Annotated in this window: 17 protein-coding genes; 7 read left to right on the top strand and 10 right to left on the bottom strand. The window is 58.1% G+C overall.

Annotated elements, in window-relative coordinates:
• Positions 1-32: 32 nt before the first annotated feature.
• The 3 genes from J7382_RS14070 to J7382_RS14060 all read right to left on the bottom strand — a co-directional run bounded on the left by J7382_RS14070 (position 33) and on the right by J7382_RS14060 (position 2,649).
• Complete coding sequence (locus tag J7382_RS14070) at positions 33-1,586, bottom strand: DUF427 domain-containing protein (RefSeq protein WP_209069667.1); 1,554 nt, start codon at positions 1,584-1,586, stop codon at positions 33-35.
• Between the two features lie 84 nt (positions 1,587-1,670).
• Positions 1,671-2,375 (bottom strand): hypothetical protein, encoded by a 705-nt coding sequence (locus J7382_RS14065; RefSeq protein ID WP_209069666.1) that lies wholly within the window; start codon positions 2,373-2,375, stop codon positions 1,671-1,673.
• Complete coding sequence (locus J7382_RS14060; protein WP_209069665.1) at positions 2,347-2,649, bottom strand: hypothetical protein; 303 nt, start codon at positions 2,647-2,649, stop codon at positions 2,347-2,349. Before J7382_RS14060 ends, J7382_RS14065 begins: the two co-directional genes overlap by 29 nt.
• A gap of 173 nt (positions 2,650-2,822) precedes the next feature.
• On the opposite strand from J7382_RS14060, the gene J7382_RS14055 reads away from it, so the two are divergent.
• From J7382_RS14055 to J7382_RS14040, 4 genes are all read left to right on the top strand, one after another.
• Positions 2,823-3,263: a hypothetical protein gene (locus J7382_RS14055; protein ID WP_209069664.1), complete on the top strand. Its 441-nt coding sequence runs from the start codon at positions 2,823-2,825 to the stop codon at positions 3,261-3,263.
• Positions 3,264-3,379: 116 nt separating this feature from the next.
• Positions 3,380-4,003, top strand: coding sequence for a ribonuclease HII (locus J7382_RS14050; protein ID WP_209069739.1), 624 nt, complete (start codon positions 3,380-3,382; stop codon positions 4,001-4,003).
• A 102-nt stretch (positions 4,004-4,105) separates the two neighbouring features.
• On the top strand, positions 4,106-5,221 hold the full coding sequence (locus tag J7382_RS14045) for a site-specific DNA-methyltransferase (RefSeq protein ID WP_058238462.1): 1,116 nt from the start codon (positions 4,106-4,108) through the stop codon (positions 5,219-5,221).
• Between the two features lie 181 nt (positions 5,222-5,402).
• The gene (locus tag J7382_RS14040) at positions 5,403-6,818 is read left to right on the top strand and encodes an adenylate/guanylate cyclase domain-containing protein (RefSeq protein ID WP_209069663.1); all 1,416 of its coding nucleotides are present in this window, start codon (positions 5,403-5,405) and stop codon (positions 6,816-6,818) included.
• On the opposite strand, the gene J7382_RS14035 is transcribed toward J7382_RS14040, so the two are convergent.
• Positions 6,815-7,948, bottom strand: a complete 1,134-nt coding sequence (locus J7382_RS14035) for an alkane 1-monooxygenase (protein ID WP_209069662.1) — start codon at positions 7,946-7,948, stop codon at positions 6,815-6,817. The two genes, J7382_RS14040 and J7382_RS14035, sit on opposite strands and share 4 nt — an antisense overlap.
• Positions 7,949-8,011: 63 nt before the next feature.
• Positions 8,012-9,064, bottom strand: a complete 1,053-nt coding sequence (mutY, locus tag J7382_RS14030; protein WP_209069661.1) for an A/G-specific adenine glycosylase — start codon at positions 9,062-9,064, stop codon at positions 8,012-8,014.
• 80 nt (positions 9,065-9,144) lie between these two features.
• Between mutY and J7382_RS14025 the strand changes: the two genes are divergently transcribed.
• Together J7382_RS14025 and J7382_RS14020 are read left to right on the top strand one after the other, a co-directional pair.
• Positions 9,145-9,666: a DUF721 domain-containing protein gene (locus J7382_RS14025; RefSeq protein WP_209069738.1), complete on the top strand. Its 522-nt coding sequence runs from the start codon at positions 9,145-9,147 to the stop codon at positions 9,664-9,666.
• A complete protein-coding gene (locus tag J7382_RS14020; RefSeq protein ID WP_209069660.1) occupies positions 9,667-10,347 on the top strand; it encodes a DsbA family protein in 681 nt (226 codons plus the stop codon). It begins immediately after the preceding gene.
• Positions 10,348-10,368: 21 nt separating this feature from the next.
• Here J7382_RS14020 and lpxK read toward each other — a convergent pair whose 3' ends face one another.
• From lpxK to J7382_RS14005, 3 genes are read right to left on the bottom strand one after another with little or no spacing between them, the layout of a single operon-like run.
• Positions 10,369-11,376, bottom strand: coding sequence for a tetraacyldisaccharide 4'-kinase (lpxK, locus tag J7382_RS14015; protein ID WP_209069659.1), 1,008 nt, complete (start codon positions 11,374-11,376; stop codon positions 10,369-10,371).
• Positions 11,373-12,593, bottom strand: a complete 1,221-nt coding sequence (locus tag J7382_RS14010) for a glycosyltransferase N-terminal domain-containing protein (RefSeq protein WP_209069658.1) — start codon at positions 12,591-12,593, stop codon at positions 11,373-11,375. Before J7382_RS14010 ends, lpxK begins: the two co-directional genes overlap by 4 nt.
• A 7-nt stretch (positions 12,594-12,600) precedes the next feature.
• On the bottom strand, positions 12,601-12,843 hold the full coding sequence (locus tag J7382_RS14005) for a DUF4170 domain-containing protein (protein ID WP_058238455.1): 243 nt from the start codon (positions 12,841-12,843) through the stop codon (positions 12,601-12,603).
• Positions 12,844-12,998: 155 nt separating this feature from the next.
• Between J7382_RS14005 and J7382_RS14000 the strand changes: the two genes are divergently transcribed.
• Positions 12,999-13,739, top strand: a complete 741-nt coding sequence (locus tag J7382_RS14000; protein WP_209069657.1) for a glutamine amidotransferase — start codon at positions 12,999-13,001, stop codon at positions 13,737-13,739.
• On the opposite strand, the gene J7382_RS13995 is transcribed toward J7382_RS14000, so the two are convergent.
• Together J7382_RS13995 and J7382_RS13990 are read right to left on the bottom strand one after the other, a co-directional pair.
• Positions 13,724-14,524: a 3'(2'),5'-bisphosphate nucleotidase CysQ gene (locus J7382_RS13995; protein WP_209069656.1), complete on the bottom strand. Its 801-nt coding sequence runs from the start codon at positions 14,522-14,524 to the stop codon at positions 13,724-13,726. The two genes, J7382_RS14000 and J7382_RS13995, sit on opposite strands and share 16 nt — an antisense overlap.
• Positions 14,511-15,857, bottom strand: coding sequence for a TldD/PmbA family protein (locus J7382_RS13990; RefSeq protein ID WP_209069655.1), 1,347 nt, complete (start codon positions 15,855-15,857; stop codon positions 14,511-14,513). Before J7382_RS13990 ends, J7382_RS13995 begins: the two co-directional genes overlap by 14 nt.
• Positions 15,858-15,881: the final 24 nt, after the last annotated feature.

Raw genomic sequence — 15,881 nt, 5'->3', positions numbered from 1 at the left:
CAAGCGCCAGCTTCGTTACAATACGCATAGCTTCAACCATCGGCGGAAAAAGCGAAGCACTCCACAGGCTCTTTCACATTGTGCAGCGAGACCGCGCCGAGTGCTTTGCAACCCCTTTCATGGCGTGCCACCTGCTGTGTCACAACAATCCTGTGGCCGACTTTCTTGCCGTAATCTCCGAGTCGTGCAGCCACATTAGCGGGGCGCCCGATCACGGTGAAATCCAGTCGCTCTCTGGAGCCCACATTGCCATAGGTCACCTGCCCGTAGGAAATGCCAATGGAACACTCGCAGCAGTGGCTTGGATCGTTTTGGCGCATGGTTTCCAGCTGTTGCACAATTTCTCGCGCGGCCTGCAATGCGTCTGCCCCCGCATCAGAGCCGGTTTCCGTGTCCGGAAACACAGCCAGAACAGCATCGCCAATGAACTTCAGAACTTCCCCGCCGTGCGCATCAACAATGGCAGAGGTTGTATCAAAGAACGTATTCAGCAGGTCAATATAGGCCGCGCGTCCCAGATCTTCTTCCAGTTTGGTGGAGCCGCGCAGATCACAGAACATGATTGCCGCGTTGATGTCATCCCCGTCGCCGCGTCGGATCTCTCCGCCCAAAACCCGCGCGCCGGTCCGCGCGCCCACGTAGGTTTCCAGCAGCGACTGGGCGTTTTCCTTCTGCGTGAAGACCTCAAAAAAGCGGCTGATCACGCTGGAGACTTCGAAGATCAGGCCAAGGTTGGCGGTTGTGAAGCCTTTGGGATGATCGCTCGTCAAGGTCAGCACGTTGATTTGCCCATTGGAGAAGAACAGCGGCATGGCGACATAATCGGTGGCCCCTTCGGCCTTCAGATCCCGCATGATGGGAAATTGCATGTCCTCTTCGGGCACATCGAGGCGCTGTCGAATGCCGCCGAGCCCCTGTGACACATGGCGCAGTGGGGAATTTACAAAGCTGGGGTGGTCATGCACCTCATAGGAGGGGGCGAAGGTGGTGATTTCATTTGTGTCGCGGGACCAAATGTAGTTTTTCCCGGCGATCATCGGATGCAAAGACCAAATCATGGCCGCCATCCTTTTGACGGCGATGCCGCTGTCTTCCATCTTCCGCCCCAACGCGGCCAAGAAGTCTTCCGGTGTGGTCTCGCTGGCGGCACCCCGCATCAACCAATCCACCAGAGGGCCGGTGATATTGCCGTCCGCAACTGGATCCAGCTGCGCACCGCCAAAATCAATCTCTGCTTCAGCATTGGGCATAAAGCCAATGTGCCCATTGATGGCGCTGCTTTCTGGTAGAGCGTCATCATAACACCAGACCCCATTTTCAATCACGTCATCTGGAAGCTGGATATCATGATAGCGGGCCGTGCCTTTGAAGGGGCAGAAAGTCTTGAGCGCCGTATGCTCTGAAAGGGGCACCACTATGTCGGCCCGTGGCACATAGACCTGGGGGGGCAGGCGGGTCTCATACATGACTTTTGCCCGCGTGCTCTGCGCCAGGACAACGCCACGACGTGAGATCGTCACCGTCGCTTCAATGGGCTGGATGTCAATGCCGTAGCCGGCGTTGCTTCCCAAATGTGACCCTTCCATAGCAGGCTCCTTCCGGTCGCAGCTGTGCCCGCTCAAATGTGGGGAGAGAGGCACCGACAAGCAAGTCTCCCCTCATCACATCCTTTAGAGCACTTCGATGACGTCCTTGTCGATGGATAGGACATAGCCCTTGCGCGCAATGTTTTTCACCAGCAGCTGGCTGACCATCTGATTGCCCAGAGAGTCCCTCAGACGTTTGATGCGCGTGGCCCCGGCGGCCTCATCGCAATCCACAGAAGGCTTGCCGGAAATCACGCTTTCCAGCGCAACACCTGAAAGCACCTCATCATCCATACGCGCCTCTGCCAGCACCGAAAGGGTTTCCATAGCCGCATCGGTGAGCTTGAAGCCCATTTCGTTCAGATAGACGGTTTTTTCCTCCCGGCTCACGATCAGGGACGTCACCTGTATGCCTGCACGCTCAATCTGCGCCATGCGCCGGTTCATCATCACCAGAGCCACCAGAAACACCAATGCGGCAATCATCATCGCCGTGGCAAATACCAGCAGCACGGTGATCACCATGCGATAGCTTGCCAGCGTGTCAGCAAAGGCTGTGCCGGATTGGGCCAGAATTTCCAGCAGCTTGATTTCCGCGGGCCCGGTCAGCGCGTCATTTTCGAGAAAGAGCTGCTCAACACGGGCGTTGAAAGCATTGGCATCCGGCAAGGTCAGCAACAACAATGCCGCCCCCGCCAGCAGGATGGCGACAATCACGCCAATGCCAATTGCTACAATTCGCCCGCCGCTGCGCCGCGTCTCAATAACGGAGGTAGAACTGTCCTGCACTGGCTTCCTTTCCGGCAAGTTGAGAGCTGTCAAACACGGAGAGTACATTTAGCAATGTCCAGCCGTCTTGCCCAATGCGCGCGGCGACTTCCTGCTGTGCCGAAGCTTTGTCGCAGCCGTTTTGCAAGGCGACCACACCATAATGCAGCCGCAGGGGGCTGTCTTTTTTGGCTTTGTAGTCGGCATAGCACTCTGCTGCGCTGGCTGCTGTTGGCAGCGAGAGCGTCAATGAGAGGGCCACCGCACACAGGGCGTATGTGAGCATGTTTTTCATGGGGTTACCCTGCGCTGAACCGGATTGATATTCAATAACCAAAGCCTTTTGAGGCGTGGATATCCCATAACAAGGCGCTGATATTGTGAGATTTTCAGTGGGTGGGCGAAACAGGTCGTGTCTTCCGGACAAAGCGCCGGGTTTTCATACACACACTCACAAGGATGCCTCTCATGACTTCCAAGACTTTCATTGCTTCCGTGCTCAGCCTCGCCATTTTGGTCACGGGCATTTCCGCTCCACGTGCGCAGGCACTGGATGAAGATGGCATTGCCGCGCTGCTCTTTGGGGTGACGGCACTGGCCGTTATTGGGGCCGCCGTGGCGGACGATAAGAAGGACCGCCGCCCTGATCCCAAGCCCACGCCCAAGCCGGTCAAGCCAAGCAAGCCCAACAAGAAGGCGTGGTTGCCAAGCCATTGCTCCAAGCGCTTTGAAACCCGCAAGGGGCGTATCATTCAGGCCTATGGTCAGCGTTGCCTGTTCCGGGCGCAATACCCGGCCTACAACTTGCCTGAGAAATGCTACGTGCAGCGCAAGGGCGCGAAAGGCCGGATCGCGGGCTACCGCACCCAATGCCTGAGCCGCCACGGCTACAAAGTCACCTACCGCTGATCAGATCCCCATCGAGCAGGGAAGGCGGGCGCAAGACCCGCCAAGGCCGGAGCGTCCCCCATGCGCTTCGGTCTTTTTTCTTGCGCGGACAGGAGGGGACGTGTTTGTCACGTCCCATGACACATCCTGACTATTCTTTCGAAGCCGCCGCCCGTGCTCTTGGCGCAACCCGTATCGCCGGAGTGGACGAGGTTGGACGGGGGCCCTTGGCTGGCCCTGTAACCGCCGCCGCCGTCGTGCTTGACCCTGAAAACATCCCCGAAGGCCTCAATGACAGCAAGAAGCTTTCGGCCAAAAAGCGCGATGTTTTAGCAAAAGATATCCACAGGCTCGCAGAGGTCTCAATTGTGCACGTCTCGGTCGCAGAAATTGACGAGCACAACATATTGCGTGCCAGTCACATCGCCATGGAGCGGGCCGTTGCGGGGCTTTCAAAGGCGCCGGACCATCTGTTGATTGATGGCAATATGATCCCCAAAGGGCTTACAATACAGTCTCAAGCGGTGGTCAAAGGGGATGCCAAATCCCTCTCAATTGCGGCGGCTTCCATTGTTGCAAAGACATCACGCGACGCTTTGATGATGGATTTGGCGCAACAGTTTCCGGGCTATGGATGGGAAACAAATGCCGGTTATCCCTCGCCAAAACACAAAGCAGCGTTGATTGAATTGGGGGTTACCCCACATCATAGGCGTTCGTTTAAGCCCGTCCACAATATCTTGTATCAAGGCAAAAACTAACGCGCTGATTCAAAAAAACAAATTGACGAAGATTCCGGTTTGACTCAAACTTATCCACATCAACGAGCGCACTAAAAAAACCGCGCCGTAATGAGGCAGAGTATGAAAACCATGACAAAAGCGAAGGGCGCATCCGCGCTCCCGATCAATAGTATTTTGTCCGGAGACTGCATCGAAGTGATGAACAGTCTGCCGGAGAATTCCGTCGATCTGATCTTTGCAGACCCGCCCTATAACCTTCAGTTGAAGGGTGAGCTGCACCGTCCGGACAACTCTAAAGTCGACGCGGTGGATGATGAGTGGGATCAATTTTCCAGCTTCGCCGCCTATGATAAATTCACCCGCGCGTGGCTCAAGGCGGCCCGCCGCCTGCTCAAGCCCAACGGCGCGATCTGGGTGATTGGCTCTTACCACAACGTATTCCGCATGGGCGCGGAACTCCAAAATCAGGGTTTCTGGATTCTGAACGATGTGGTTTGGCGCAAATCCAACCCTATGCCCAACTTCCGTGGCAAGCGTTTCACCAACGCACATGAGACCATGATCTGGGCCTCCAAATCTGAAGGTGCCAAATACACCTTCAACTACGAAGCGCTGAAATCCCTGAACGAAGGTGTTCAGATGCGCTCTGATTGGGTGCTGCCGATCTGCACCGGCCATGAGCGCCTGAAAGACGAAAACGGCGACAAAGCCCACCCAACGCAGAAGCCGGAAAGCCTGCTGCATCGCGTGCTGGTCGGAGCGACCAATCCGGGCGACGTTGTGCTTGATCCGTTCTTTGGCACCGGCACAACCGGCGCAGTGGCCAAAATGCTCGGCCGTGAGTTCATCGGCATCGAGCGCGAAGCAGCCTATCGCAAGGTTGCGGAAAAGCGCATCGCAAATGTACGCAAGTTTGACCGTGAGGCGCTTCAGGTCTCCACCTCCAAACGCGCCGAGCCGCGCGTGCCCTTTGGCCAGTTGGTGGAACGTGGCATGCTGCGTCCGGGTGAAGAGCTTTATTCGCTCAACGGCCGCTACAAAGCCAAGGTGCGTGCAGATGGCACTCTGATTGGCGGCGACATCAAAGGGTCGATCCATCAGGTTGGAGCCCACCTGGAAGGCGCGCCAAGCTGCAACGGTTGGACCTATTGGTCTTACAAGCGGGAAGGTAAAAAAGTGCCGATTGATCTGCTCCGTCAGCAGATCCGCGCGGAAATGGCGACACGCCCAAACTGATCTGTCAGTCACAGCAACAAAGCAATAAGCCGGAAGAATACCGCCGGTGCCTGTTGCCGAACTGACTAGACAGGCACCTATACTTGCCCCGCCGGTTTTCTGGCGGGGTTTTTTGGTGGATAAGGGATGTCAGCACGTTCCCAGCGCTTATCTCAGGCTCAGACTATGGAGGGCCCAGGTCATGGCCAATCATCTGACACCATCGCAGCCATCGCGCGCGTCTGATCTTGTCGCAGCCTTACCTGCGGGTGCCGAGGGGGCAGTACAGGAAGACGCCTATACCGAGGCGGCGCTGGAATTTCATAAGCGGCAAGGGCTGGACCTCTCTGTAAAGGTCCGCTGGGTTGCCATGTCGGTGATCGGGGTTTTCCTGCTCTTTGTCGCGCCTTGGCCAGAAGTGTTCTATTATGAGTTCATTCTGTTTTTGCTCTGTGTGAATGGCTGGTGGATCCGCCGCATGGGGCGGGTTGGGCGCTCACGTACAGAACTGTTTCTGATCTTTGTGGATCTGCTGTTGATGGTGGTGGGGATCATTGGCCCCAATCCGATTGGTCTGGATGACTGGCCGCAGGCGATGCAGTATCGCTTTGGCAATTTCAACTACATGTTCCTCATTCTGGCGGTCGGGACACTGGCCTATTCTTGGCGCACGGTGGTCGCCATCGGCGTATGGACGGCGATGATGTGGGCGGCTGCACTTGGCCTGTCTCTGAGGCTGACGGAGCCAGTCCCGGGCATGAGCGAAGCGGTGAAGGCCGCTTTGCCGGGGTGGCCGGATCTGTTCCGGCTGATTGATCCCAACGAATTCAACATTCAACTCCGCTTGCAGGAAATGGTGGTGTTCGTCCTTGTGGCTGTCACACTTGGTCTGAATGCCCGGCGCTTCAATCTCTTATTGCGCTCCAACGCGGCGCTTGAGCGGGAGCGCACCAATCTGTCGCGCTATTTTTCACCCAATGTGGTGGAAGAGCTCAGCCAGAACGATGAGCCGCTCAAGCAAATCCGCAATCATGACATCGCTGTGCTGTTTGTGGATATTGTCGGCTTTACCGAATTTGCCGCCCTGCGCCGCCCTGAAGAGGTGATTGAAACCCTGCGCGACTTTCATGGGCTTATGGAGCAGGCGGTCTTTGCCCATGAGGGCACGTTGGATAAATACTTGGGGGATGGGCTGATGGTGACCTTTGGCACGCCCAGCCCGTCAGATCACGATGCGCAGAACGCATTGCGTTGTGTGCGTCAGATGATGCGGGATGTGGATGTGTGGAACGATGCGCGCATCGCGCGGGGGCAACCGCCCCTACGGGTTGGCTTTGGCGCCCACTACGGACCTGCGGTTCTGGCGGATATCGGGGCCAACCGACTGGAGTTTGCCGTTGTCGGCAATACCGTGAATGTGGCCTCCCGTCTGGAAAGCATGACGCGCGGTCTGAATGCCCGTCTGGTGATCAGCGATGCGATGCGGGCCGAAGTGCTGAAAGAGGGCGGCGACGCATGTTTGACTGGGCTGCAGAAGTTCTCAGATCAGGATGTGCGTGGTGTGGCCGAAAAGCTCACGGTATGGGCCTTCGCCCGCCCTGAGAACCACGGTATTTAGCGCGGCATCGGGGTCTTGCCTTTGTTATAGGCATGCCAGTCCGCAATCTCCGGATAATACTGCGCCCGCCACGCACGCACGCGGGGGTTCATCACCTTTTTCCAGAGCGGTGGAATCATCGCAGCCACCGTCATCACGGGATAGCCAAAGGGCAGTTGCGGCGCCTCTTGGTCAGTATAGTTCTGCAGCAATGGAAAGCGTCGATCCGGCTTATAGTGATGATCTGAATGGCGTTGCAGATTGATCAGCAGCCAGTTGGAGGCCTTGTGCGCCGCATTCCAACTGTGATGGGGGCGAACATGTTCGTATTTGCCATCACCGAGATGCTTGCGGGTCAGCCCATAATGTTCGACATAGTTCACCAGTTCCAGTTGCCAGATCGCGATATAGGCCTGCCAGATGAAAAGCAGGCCGCCCAGCCAGCCGCCAATGATACAGGCCAGCAGCAACATGCCGCCTTGCAGGGCCCAATAGCGGAAAAACGGGTTGCTCAGATCTGTCCATGGCAGGCTCTTGCGCGCCAACATGGCTTTCTCCGCTTTGAAAGAGGACTTGAGAGAGCCAATCAGAACCCTTGGGAAGAAGCGGTGAAACCCCTCATTGTAACGTGCGGTGACCGGGTCACGGGGCGTGCCCACATAGCGATGATGCACCAGAAGGTGTTCGCTGCGAAAATGGGAATACAGCACCATCGCCAACAAGATATCCCCTAGCCAGCGCTCATACTTGGGCTTTTGATGCATCAACTCGTGGCTGTAGTTAATGCCAATGGTGCCGGTGATCACACCGACGCCAAAAAACAGTCCAATCAACGCGCCCGTGCTCAGATGATCGACCCGTGTGGCGTACCAGATCAGACCAAACAGCGTCACAAATTGCAGCCACGGCCAGATCAAGGTCACCAGTCGGTACCATTTGAGATCCGCATCGGAGCTGTTGAGATCCGCATTTTCAAGATTCAAACCCGTGACAGCATCCAGCGCGGCAAAAAGATACCATGTGGTTATGGGGACCAGAAGCACCCACCATCCGCCAAACATCGCTGTTGTCCAGACAAGGGGCACAAGAAGCAATGAACACCAAAACGGCAGTGCACTGGAAAATTTTGCCAATTGTGCAGACGACACCATGACTTAGCCCCTCACGTTCGCTTGGGCAAACTATGCGTCGAAGTTGCCTGCGGTGCAATGTGCTCAGGTGCCGCGATACAGATCATAAGCTTTGCGCATCGCAGTAGGCAGATCGCCGGGATCAAAATCCTCGGCTTCCACAAAGCTGCCGACTGTGGGGGTGCGGTCCATCGGTACAAGCGCGGTGCAAATTTTCAGACGCAGATGAAAATGCGTAAAGGTATGGCGCGCTTCGGTATTGAGGGTTTTCCACTCCGCCTTGATGGGCGCGTCATGTACAGGGGCATCGTTTTCTTGCCAGTCTGAACCGGGCCAGCCCAGCATGCCGCCAAGCAATCCCGTATCGGGTCGGCGTTCCAGCAACATCGCTCCATCCACGCGCCGTGCCAGATACACCACGCCATGACGGATCGGTTTGGGTTTCTTTTTGATCTTCTTAGGCAGATCCACCGCTGTGCCGGCCAGGCGCGCCTGACATGGCGTGCGCCATGGGCACAGACCACAGGCGGGGTTGCGGGGGGAACATATCGTGGCACCCAGATCCATCACGGCCTGTGCATAGTCGCCGGGCCGTTCCTGTGGGGTCAGGCTTTCCGCCAGATCGGTCAGTTCGGGTTTCGCGGTTGGCAGCGGTGTATGCACATCAAACAACCGCGCCATGACCCGTTCCACATTTCCGTCCACCACTGTTGCCGGTTCATCAAACGCGATCGAGGCCACAGCCGCTGCGGTATAGGGGCCGACGCCGGGCAGTTTCAAAAGCTCTTCAACGGTTCCGGGAAACACCCCATTGAGATCATCGGTCACAACGCGTGCACATTTCAACAGATTGCGCGCGCGGGCGTAGTACCCAAGCCCGGCCCATTCCGCCATAACATCCGCATCCTGCGCGGCTGCAAGATCAGTGACACTCGGCCAGCGTTCGGTGAATCGCAGAAAATAGTCTTTGACAGCGGCCACGGTGGTCTGTTGCAGCATGATCTCTGACATCCAGACCCGATAGGGATCGGGCCTCACGCCTGCTTTGCGGTCTGCCGGGCTGATGCGCCACGGCATCTTGCGCGCATTGTGGTCATACCACTCCAACAGGTCGGAGTTTTGGGGCAAATCACGCAAGTTTTATCCTCGCTCAAGAACGGTTTCGCTGGCACAGCTGGGCGGGGTCACTAAAATAGCCCCCGACCAGAGGATGCAAGATCAAGATGCGCCGTCCGACCACCAAAGGGTTTGCACGAACCTCCTCCCTTTTGAGGGATCGCATTCGCAAAGCCAGCGAGACACGGGGTTTTGCGGAAACCCGCGTGCTCACCCATTGGGCTGAGATCGTTGGAGAAGATATGGCGCGCATCTGCCGTCCTGTGGATGTGAAATATGGACGCCAGAGTTTTGGCGCCACGCTCACCATTCTTACGACGGGCGCACAGGCTCCGATCTTGGAAATGCAAAAAGAAACGCTGCGGACCCGGATCAATGCCGCTTATGGCTACAATGCGATTGCCCACCTGCGCATCACTCAGACGGCCCCAACCGGTTTTGCCGACGGGCAGGCTCAGTTTGGCGCAGCGCCCAAAAAAGAACGGGTTAAGCCAGATGCCAAAACCCAACAGGAGGCCGCCCGTGTCACGGCGACCTTTGAAAATGCAGACTTGCGCCAAGCTCTTGAACAGCTCGCTGGCAATGTCTTGATGAAAAACAAACACACCAAGAAAGGTTTTTAAATGAACCGTTTGATCCCCGTGATTGCCGCCGCTGCGGTTGCTGTGGCAGGGGGCGCATACTGGATGAGCAGCACCCAGACCGCGACCAACTCCACCGCCGTGACCACTCTGCCTGCGGTCAGCAACGTGCAGCAGGTGTCCTCAGAAGGGGCAGAAGCGTCAGAAATCGTGGAAATGGTGATGGGCTCTGACGATGCGCCAATCACCATTATTGAATACGCGTCTTTCACCTGCCCTCATTGTGCGACATTTCACGAATCTGTCCTGAAGCCGCTCAAAGCTGACTATGTCGATACCGGCAAGGTGAAGTTTATCTTCCGCGATGTATATTTTGACCGTTTCGGCCTCTGGGCCTCCATGGTTGCGCGCTGTGGTGGACAGGAGCGTTTCTTTGGCATGGCAGACTATCTGATGGAAACGCAGAGCGAATGGACTCGCGCTGGCGATCCCGTGGCCATCTCTGACGCCCTGCGCAAGGCGGGTCGTCTGGCCGGATTGGAAGACGACACGCTTCAGGCCTGCTTGCAGGACGAAGACAAAGCCAAGGCGCTCGTGGCATGGTTTCAGGAAAACGCGGCCGCTGATGACATCTCGGCAACGCCAACCCTGATCATCAATGGCGAGAAACACTCCAACATGAGCTACAAAGACCTGCGCGAAATTCTCGACGCACAGCTCTAAAATAGCATTCGCCTGAGCAGTTCAGCGCTGCTCAGGCACTCCGATGCGTGTCAGGAGCGCATCAACCGGCGCCCAATCCGACACCGCAAGGCGCACAGGGAGCGTCAGAACCTGAGAGCGCAGCTCCATCGGCAGGCGCACGGCATCTTTCTCTGTTGTGACCAATTGTGCCCCGCGCATATGTGCTTCTGTTGCCAGCCGCGTCAGCAGGGCAGGCGGCAAAGCCTGATGGTCATCCAGCGCTTCCGCGTGCACAAGATTGGCGCCAAGATCGCGCAGCGTGTCAAAAAACTTCTCAGGGTGGCCAATGCCAGCAAAGGCCATAAAGGGTGTTTCGCGCCAGTCCATACCGGTTTGAAGGGGCTGCAAGGCCCCGGTGACATGGGGAAGGGTGATCTTGTCTCCCCAGCGCGCGGTGAACTGCCCCTGTGCGGTTTCATTGCCAATTGAGAGCAGAAGGTCGCCCCGGGGCAATCCAACATCTACGGTTTCACGCAGTGGCCCGGCGGGAATGCAGCGCCCATTGCCAAAACCGCGCAGCGCATCCACAACAATGATGGAGGCGTCCTTTTGAACGGTCGGGTTCTGAAATCCGTCATCCAGTAGAATAATCTCCGCACCGGCCTCTTGCGCCGCTGCCACGCCTTGGGCCCGGTCTTTGGCCACCCATGTGGGGCCAAAAGCGGCCAGAAGCAGGGGTTCATCTCCGGTCTGCTCTGCGCGGTGGCTGCGCTCATCGACCTGAATCGGCCCTTCCAACGCGCCCCCATAGCCGCGCGACACCACATGGGCAGCTACGCCGCGCGCCTGCAGATGCTGTATCAGCGCGATGGTTGTGGGGGTTTTCCCGGTGCCGCCTGCGTTCAGATTGCCGATACAGAGCACGGGCACAGAGGCCCGAAATCCTTCTGTGCTCTGCGCCACACGGCGGGCCGTCGCTTTGCCATAAATCGCGCCCAGAGGCGCGAGCAGGTGCGCTTGCCATCCGGGGCGAGCAGGCGGGTTGGACCAGAAGCCGGGTTCTTTCATGATGTTTCACTCCGCGTGTCCAACAAAGCATGGGCGTGATTGATCACCTGATCGGACACCGCAGCACTGTCAGACACCACCTGCCAGCCCGCATGGGCCATGGCTGCCACCTGATCCGGTGCCGCCAGCACCATCAACGCAGCTGTCAGGCTGTTGGCATCTTTGACAATCCGTGCCGCCCCCGCATTGGCCAAACGCGTATAACTGCTCAGATATCGCCGCACAGAGGGCCCATAGAGAATGGCACTGCCCAGAGCCGCAGGCTCTAGAGGATCGCGCCCTCCGGCCCCTGATTTCAGCGATGATCCCACAAGGCTCACCGGCGCCACGCGATACCACAGTCCCAGCTCATCTGGCGTATGGGTGAAAAGCACCTGCGTGTTTTCTTCAGGGAAGTCTCCATCATCCCAATCCGCCACGCGCCAGCCATCTTTAGAAATCGTTTCTTTCATGGCTGCGGCATCCGCCGGATTGTCCGGCACCACCACAAGCAACATGCGGTAGGACAGGCGCAGAACCGACCGATAGGCATTCAGCACGATATCCAGCTCCCGAGGTTGCAGTCGCGCAGCCAGCCACACCGGCCGGCCTGCGAGACTGGCCCGGACCTCCTCAAGATCGCTGTCCTGCACAGGCAGGGCCGGAGCCTCTTCCATGAGAGTGCCATTGAACTGCACATCTGCCGCATCGCCGAGCAGCTTGCGAAACCGCAGCTGCGCCTCTTCGGTTTGAGCAAAAACCGATGTAAACCGTGCGAGCGTCCCGCGAATGGGTTCCGGTCCCCAGCGTCTGCGCCGCTGCTCCAGCTTGGGTTTCTGTGCTTCAAGCAAGATCGAGGGAATCTCTCGCGTGCGGATGGCGTCAATCAGGGCTGGGCGTAACGCAGGCCCGATCCAGAGCGCAAGATCCGGTGCCCAATGCGCCAAGAACACCGCAATGTCGGACGGGTTTTCAGAAGGACAGGGCTGCCAGATTGCCCCCTCTGGCAGTGTTTGCGTAAGCGATGCGCCAGCGGGCGTCGTCAAAAGCAGGTGTGCGTTGGCCCGCTGATGAGCCAGTCGCAGGCCCAGCTTGGCCAAGGTGCGGGCGCGCGAAGGTTCGGCGCAATGCACCCAGATCACTTCGCCATCCGGGCGCGGGCAGTCGATCCCGCGAAGCTGAGGCGGCTGACGGCGCGCAAATGCAAGGTAAGTCGCCAGGCCAAGAGAGCGCGCCATCCGGTACTTAACCCAGCTCTTCGGTTGCAGATGCTGGGAGGCCTTCGTCCCTCAGACGGTGCAGATGGGCAATGAAATAGCGCATATGCGCATTGTCGACCGTGCGCTGTGCCTCAGCTTTCCACGCGTCATAGGCCGCTTCGTAGTTGGGGAAAATACCAACCACATGGATGTCGTCTACATCCTTGAATGCGGTTTTTGTCGGGTCGATCAACTCGCCGCCAAAGACGAGATGCAGTCGCTGTGCCATGGGCCACTCCTTGTGGTGCGGGAATGGGGGCAACCTAAGCCGCTTGGCGCGCGTCCTCAAGGGGATTGCGCCTCTGTTGTGGACGATGGTTTCCAGAAGCTTGCGCTCTGCTGACGCATTGATTTTCTGGGCGACTAGCGGCTAGGAGAGGTGCAATGAAACGATTTTTGATCCTCCAATTGCGCCCGGAAGTTGAAGCCTCTGATGGGGAGTTTCGGGCTTTCCTGAAAACCGGGGGGCTTGCGGCCTCTGACGTGCATCGCTTGCCTCTGAACCAAGTGCCTCTGCCGCGGGATTTGACGCTGTCAGACTATGCCGGAGTGATCGTTGGCGGTGGCCCCGGCTGTGTCAGCGACTGTCCGCAGACCCGCAACCCGCTGGAAGCCCGCATGGAGGCGCAGCTCCTGTCTCTCATGCCCCAAATTATCGCGGAAGATATCCCCTTCCTGGGCTGTTGTCTGGGCATCGGTGTGCTTGGACACTACTTGGACCGCGCAGTTTCCAAAGACCGATATGGTGAAGAAGCGGGGCTGGCACAGTGTCAGGTCACCCCTGATGGTATAGCCGATCCTCTGCTCAAGGGGATGCCGCACGCCTTTGACGCTTTCGTGGGGCACAAAGAAGCACTGCAATACCTGCCAGAAGGCTGTGTGCATCTTGTGCAGTCAGATCATTGTCCTTTTCAGATGATCCGCTACCGCAGCAACATCTATGCCACACAGTTTCATCCGGAGGCAGACGGTGAGGAATTCTCCACGCGCATCAACATGTATCGCAACAAAGGCTATTTCCCGCCAGAGGAGGTGGAGCGTTTGATGGCGCTCTGCCGTGCGGCAGATGCCGCGGCCCCGCCTCAGATCGTCAAAAATTTTGTGGCCCGTTATCGCGCTGCGTGATGCGGAGGATGTGGGGCTAAAGCCTCGGTAATCTGTGCGGCCAGCGCTGGGTTGGCCGCAATCATACCTGAAAGGCGCGGGTCTGCGTTGTTAAAGCGCAGTGGCGCGCCGTTGCGGTCCAGCGTCGCCGCGCCAGCCTCTCGCAGGATCAGATCACCGGCTGCCACATCCCACTCCCATGTGGGGCGCAGCGTGACCATCGCATCAAATCGCCCCTGCGCTACCAGCGCCGTGCGATAGGCCAGCGAGGGGCGATAGCCGCGCTCAAATGCCGGAGGCTGGGCTTTCCAAAGGGCCGGATCCATCACCGGGCGCGCCACCAGAACTTTGGCCCCTGCCATATCGGTGCGCGCCGCAGTGCCGACGGGCACACCATTGAGCTTTGCTCCGGCCCCCTGCGCCGCGCTGTAGAGCTTGTTGCGCCTTGGCAGGTAAATCACGGCCGCTGTGACAACACCCCTCTCTGCAATCGCCAATGCATGGGCCCATGTGTCAGACCCCTCGGTGAAACTACGTGTGCCATCTATCGGATCAATGATGAAGACTTTCTCCGCATGTACGCGGTCTCCCTCATCAAGAGACTCTTCGCTGAGCCAGCCATACTCCGGTCGGGCTTTACGCAGACGGTCTTCCAGCATGTCGTTGACCGCGAGATCGGCCTCGGTCACCGGGCCAGCATCATTCGGTTTGTGCCAGGTCTTAGCGCTTTTGCCATCATATTGCGTTGCGATCTCCCCGGCTGCCTGTGCAGCCGCGATCAGCAGCTCAAGATCAGTTTCCGGCAAGGGTCATCCCTTCCACCAACAACGATGGCACCACGCGAGAGAGATAGGCGCGCGCGTCATTTGCAGGCACGATATGGCGCAGCATGTCATGCAGATTGCCCGCAATGGTGCATTCATTCACCGGATAGGCAATTTCACCGTTCTCCACCCAGAAGCCAGAAGCCCCGCGTGAATAATCACCGGTGTTTGGATTGATCGTCGACCCGATCAGCGATGTCACAACAAGGCCACGCCCCATGTCCTTGATCAATGCGTCACGGGATTGGCTGCCTTGTGTCAGGCTGATATTCCAACTGCTTGGCGATGGCGGGCTTGAAATGCCACGGGCCGCATTGCCGGTAGAGGCCATGCCCAGCTTGCGCGCGTTGGCAAGATCCAGTGTCCAGCCAGTCAGCAAGCCCCTGTCCACCACCGCACGTTTGGCCGTGGCCAGCCCTTCTGCATCAAAGGGCCGAGAGCCTGATACGCGGGGGCGCAGGGGATCTTCGATGAGCGATAGAGTTTCAGGCAACACCTGCTGCCCCAGTTTCTCTCGTAACCAGCTGGAGCCGCGCGCCACCAAGGCCCCGTTGCAGGCGGCCAGCAGATGTCCAATCAGGGATGAGGAAATACGCTCGTCAAACAGCACCGGAAAGGCGCCGGTTTCTGGCTTGCGCGCATGCAGTCGTTCTACGGCGCGTTGACCCGCAATTGTGCCAATCTCTGTGGCTCCGCGCAGATCGCTCTGAAAAATGCGGCTGTCGCCCTCATAGTCACGCTCCATGGCCTCACCCGTGCCTGCGATGGCGGTGGCATAGATCGCGCGGCTGCTGCGGGCATAGCCGCCGGAGAACCCATTGCTCGCCGCCAGATGGACGGTCGAATGGCTATAGGCACCGGTTGCAGATTGCACTTGCGTGACACCCTCTACCGCCATGGCCGCGGCCTCAGCGGCCCACGCATCGTCTTGCAGCGCACTTGGGCTGGGTTCTGCTGTCGGATCACACAGCTCCAGCGCGGCAATATCGGGCGCTGGCGCTAGTTGAGCGGGCTCTGCCAGGCCTGCATAGGGATCTTCCGGCGCTTCCTTGGCCATCGCAACCGCCCGTTCCGCCATCATCGCGATGCTTTCCGGGCGTGCATCAGAGATCGACACATTGGCCTGCCGCTTGCCAATCAATACCCTCAGACCCAGATCCACCCCTTCGGATCGCTCTGCCTGTTCCAGCTTGCCGTCACGCACCTCGATGGAAACAGACGTGCCCCCTGCCACCATGGCGTCTGCGGCATCGGCCCCCGCCTTGCGGGCGGCATCAAGCATCTGCTCTGTCAAAGACTCTGGTGTCTGTGCCATCTTATCTGCCTCTTTATGTGTTTG

It is taken from the genome of Shimia sp. R11_0 (genome assembly GCF_017744035.1).
Taxonomy (GTDB): domain Bacteria; phylum Pseudomonadota; class Alphaproteobacteria; order Rhodobacterales; family Rhodobacteraceae; genus Shimia; species Shimia marina.
The sequence above is the reverse complement of the archived record's forward strand: the minus strand, read 5'-3'. Positions and strand labels throughout refer to the sequence as shown.

Coding starts and splice junctions, on each gene's coding strand:
- J7382_RS14000 (WP_209069657.1), top strand. CDS start 12,999: ATGAAACGATTTTTGATCCTCCAATTGCGCCCGGAAGTTGAAGCCTCT.
- J7382_RS14005 (WP_058238455.1), bottom strand. CDS start 12,843: ATGGCACAGCGACTGCATCTCGTCTTTGGCGGCGAGTTGATCGACCCG.
- J7382_RS14045 (WP_058238462.1), top strand. CDS start 4,106: ATGAAAACCATGACAAAAGCGAAGGGCGCATCCGCGCTCCCGATCAAT.
- J7382_RS13990 (WP_209069655.1), bottom strand. CDS start 15,857: ATGGCACAGACACCAGAGTCTTTGACAGAGCAGATGCTTGATGCCGCC.
- J7382_RS14060 (WP_209069665.1), bottom strand. CDS start 2,649: ATGAAAAACATGCTCACATACGCCCTGTGTGCGGTGGCCCTCTCATTG.
- lpxK (WP_209069659.1), bottom strand. CDS start 11,376: ATGAAAGAACCCGGCTTCTGGTCCAACCCGCCTGCTCGCCCCGGATGG.
- J7382_RS14050 (WP_209069739.1), top strand. CDS start 3,380: ATGACACATCCTGACTATTCTTTCGAAGCCGCCGCCCGTGCTCTTGGC.
- J7382_RS14010 (WP_209069658.1), bottom strand. CDS start 12,593: ATGGCGCGCTCTCTTGGCCTGGCGACTTACCTTGCATTTGCGCGCCGT.
- J7382_RS14020 (WP_209069660.1), top strand. CDS start 9,667: ATGAACCGTTTGATCCCCGTGATTGCCGCCGCTGCGGTTGCTGTGGCA.
- J7382_RS14055 (WP_209069664.1), top strand. CDS start 2,823: ATGACTTCCAAGACTTTCATTGCTTCCGTGCTCAGCCTCGCCATTTTG.
- J7382_RS14070 (WP_209069667.1), bottom strand. CDS start 1,586: ATGGAAGGGTCACATTTGGGAAGCAACGCCGGCTACGGCATTGACATC.
- J7382_RS14035 (WP_209069662.1), bottom strand. CDS start 7,948: ATGGTGTCGTCTGCACAATTGGCAAAATTTTCCAGTGCACTGCCGTTT.
- J7382_RS14040 (WP_209069663.1), top strand. CDS start 5,403: ATGGCCAATCATCTGACACCATCGCAGCCATCGCGCGCGTCTGATCTT.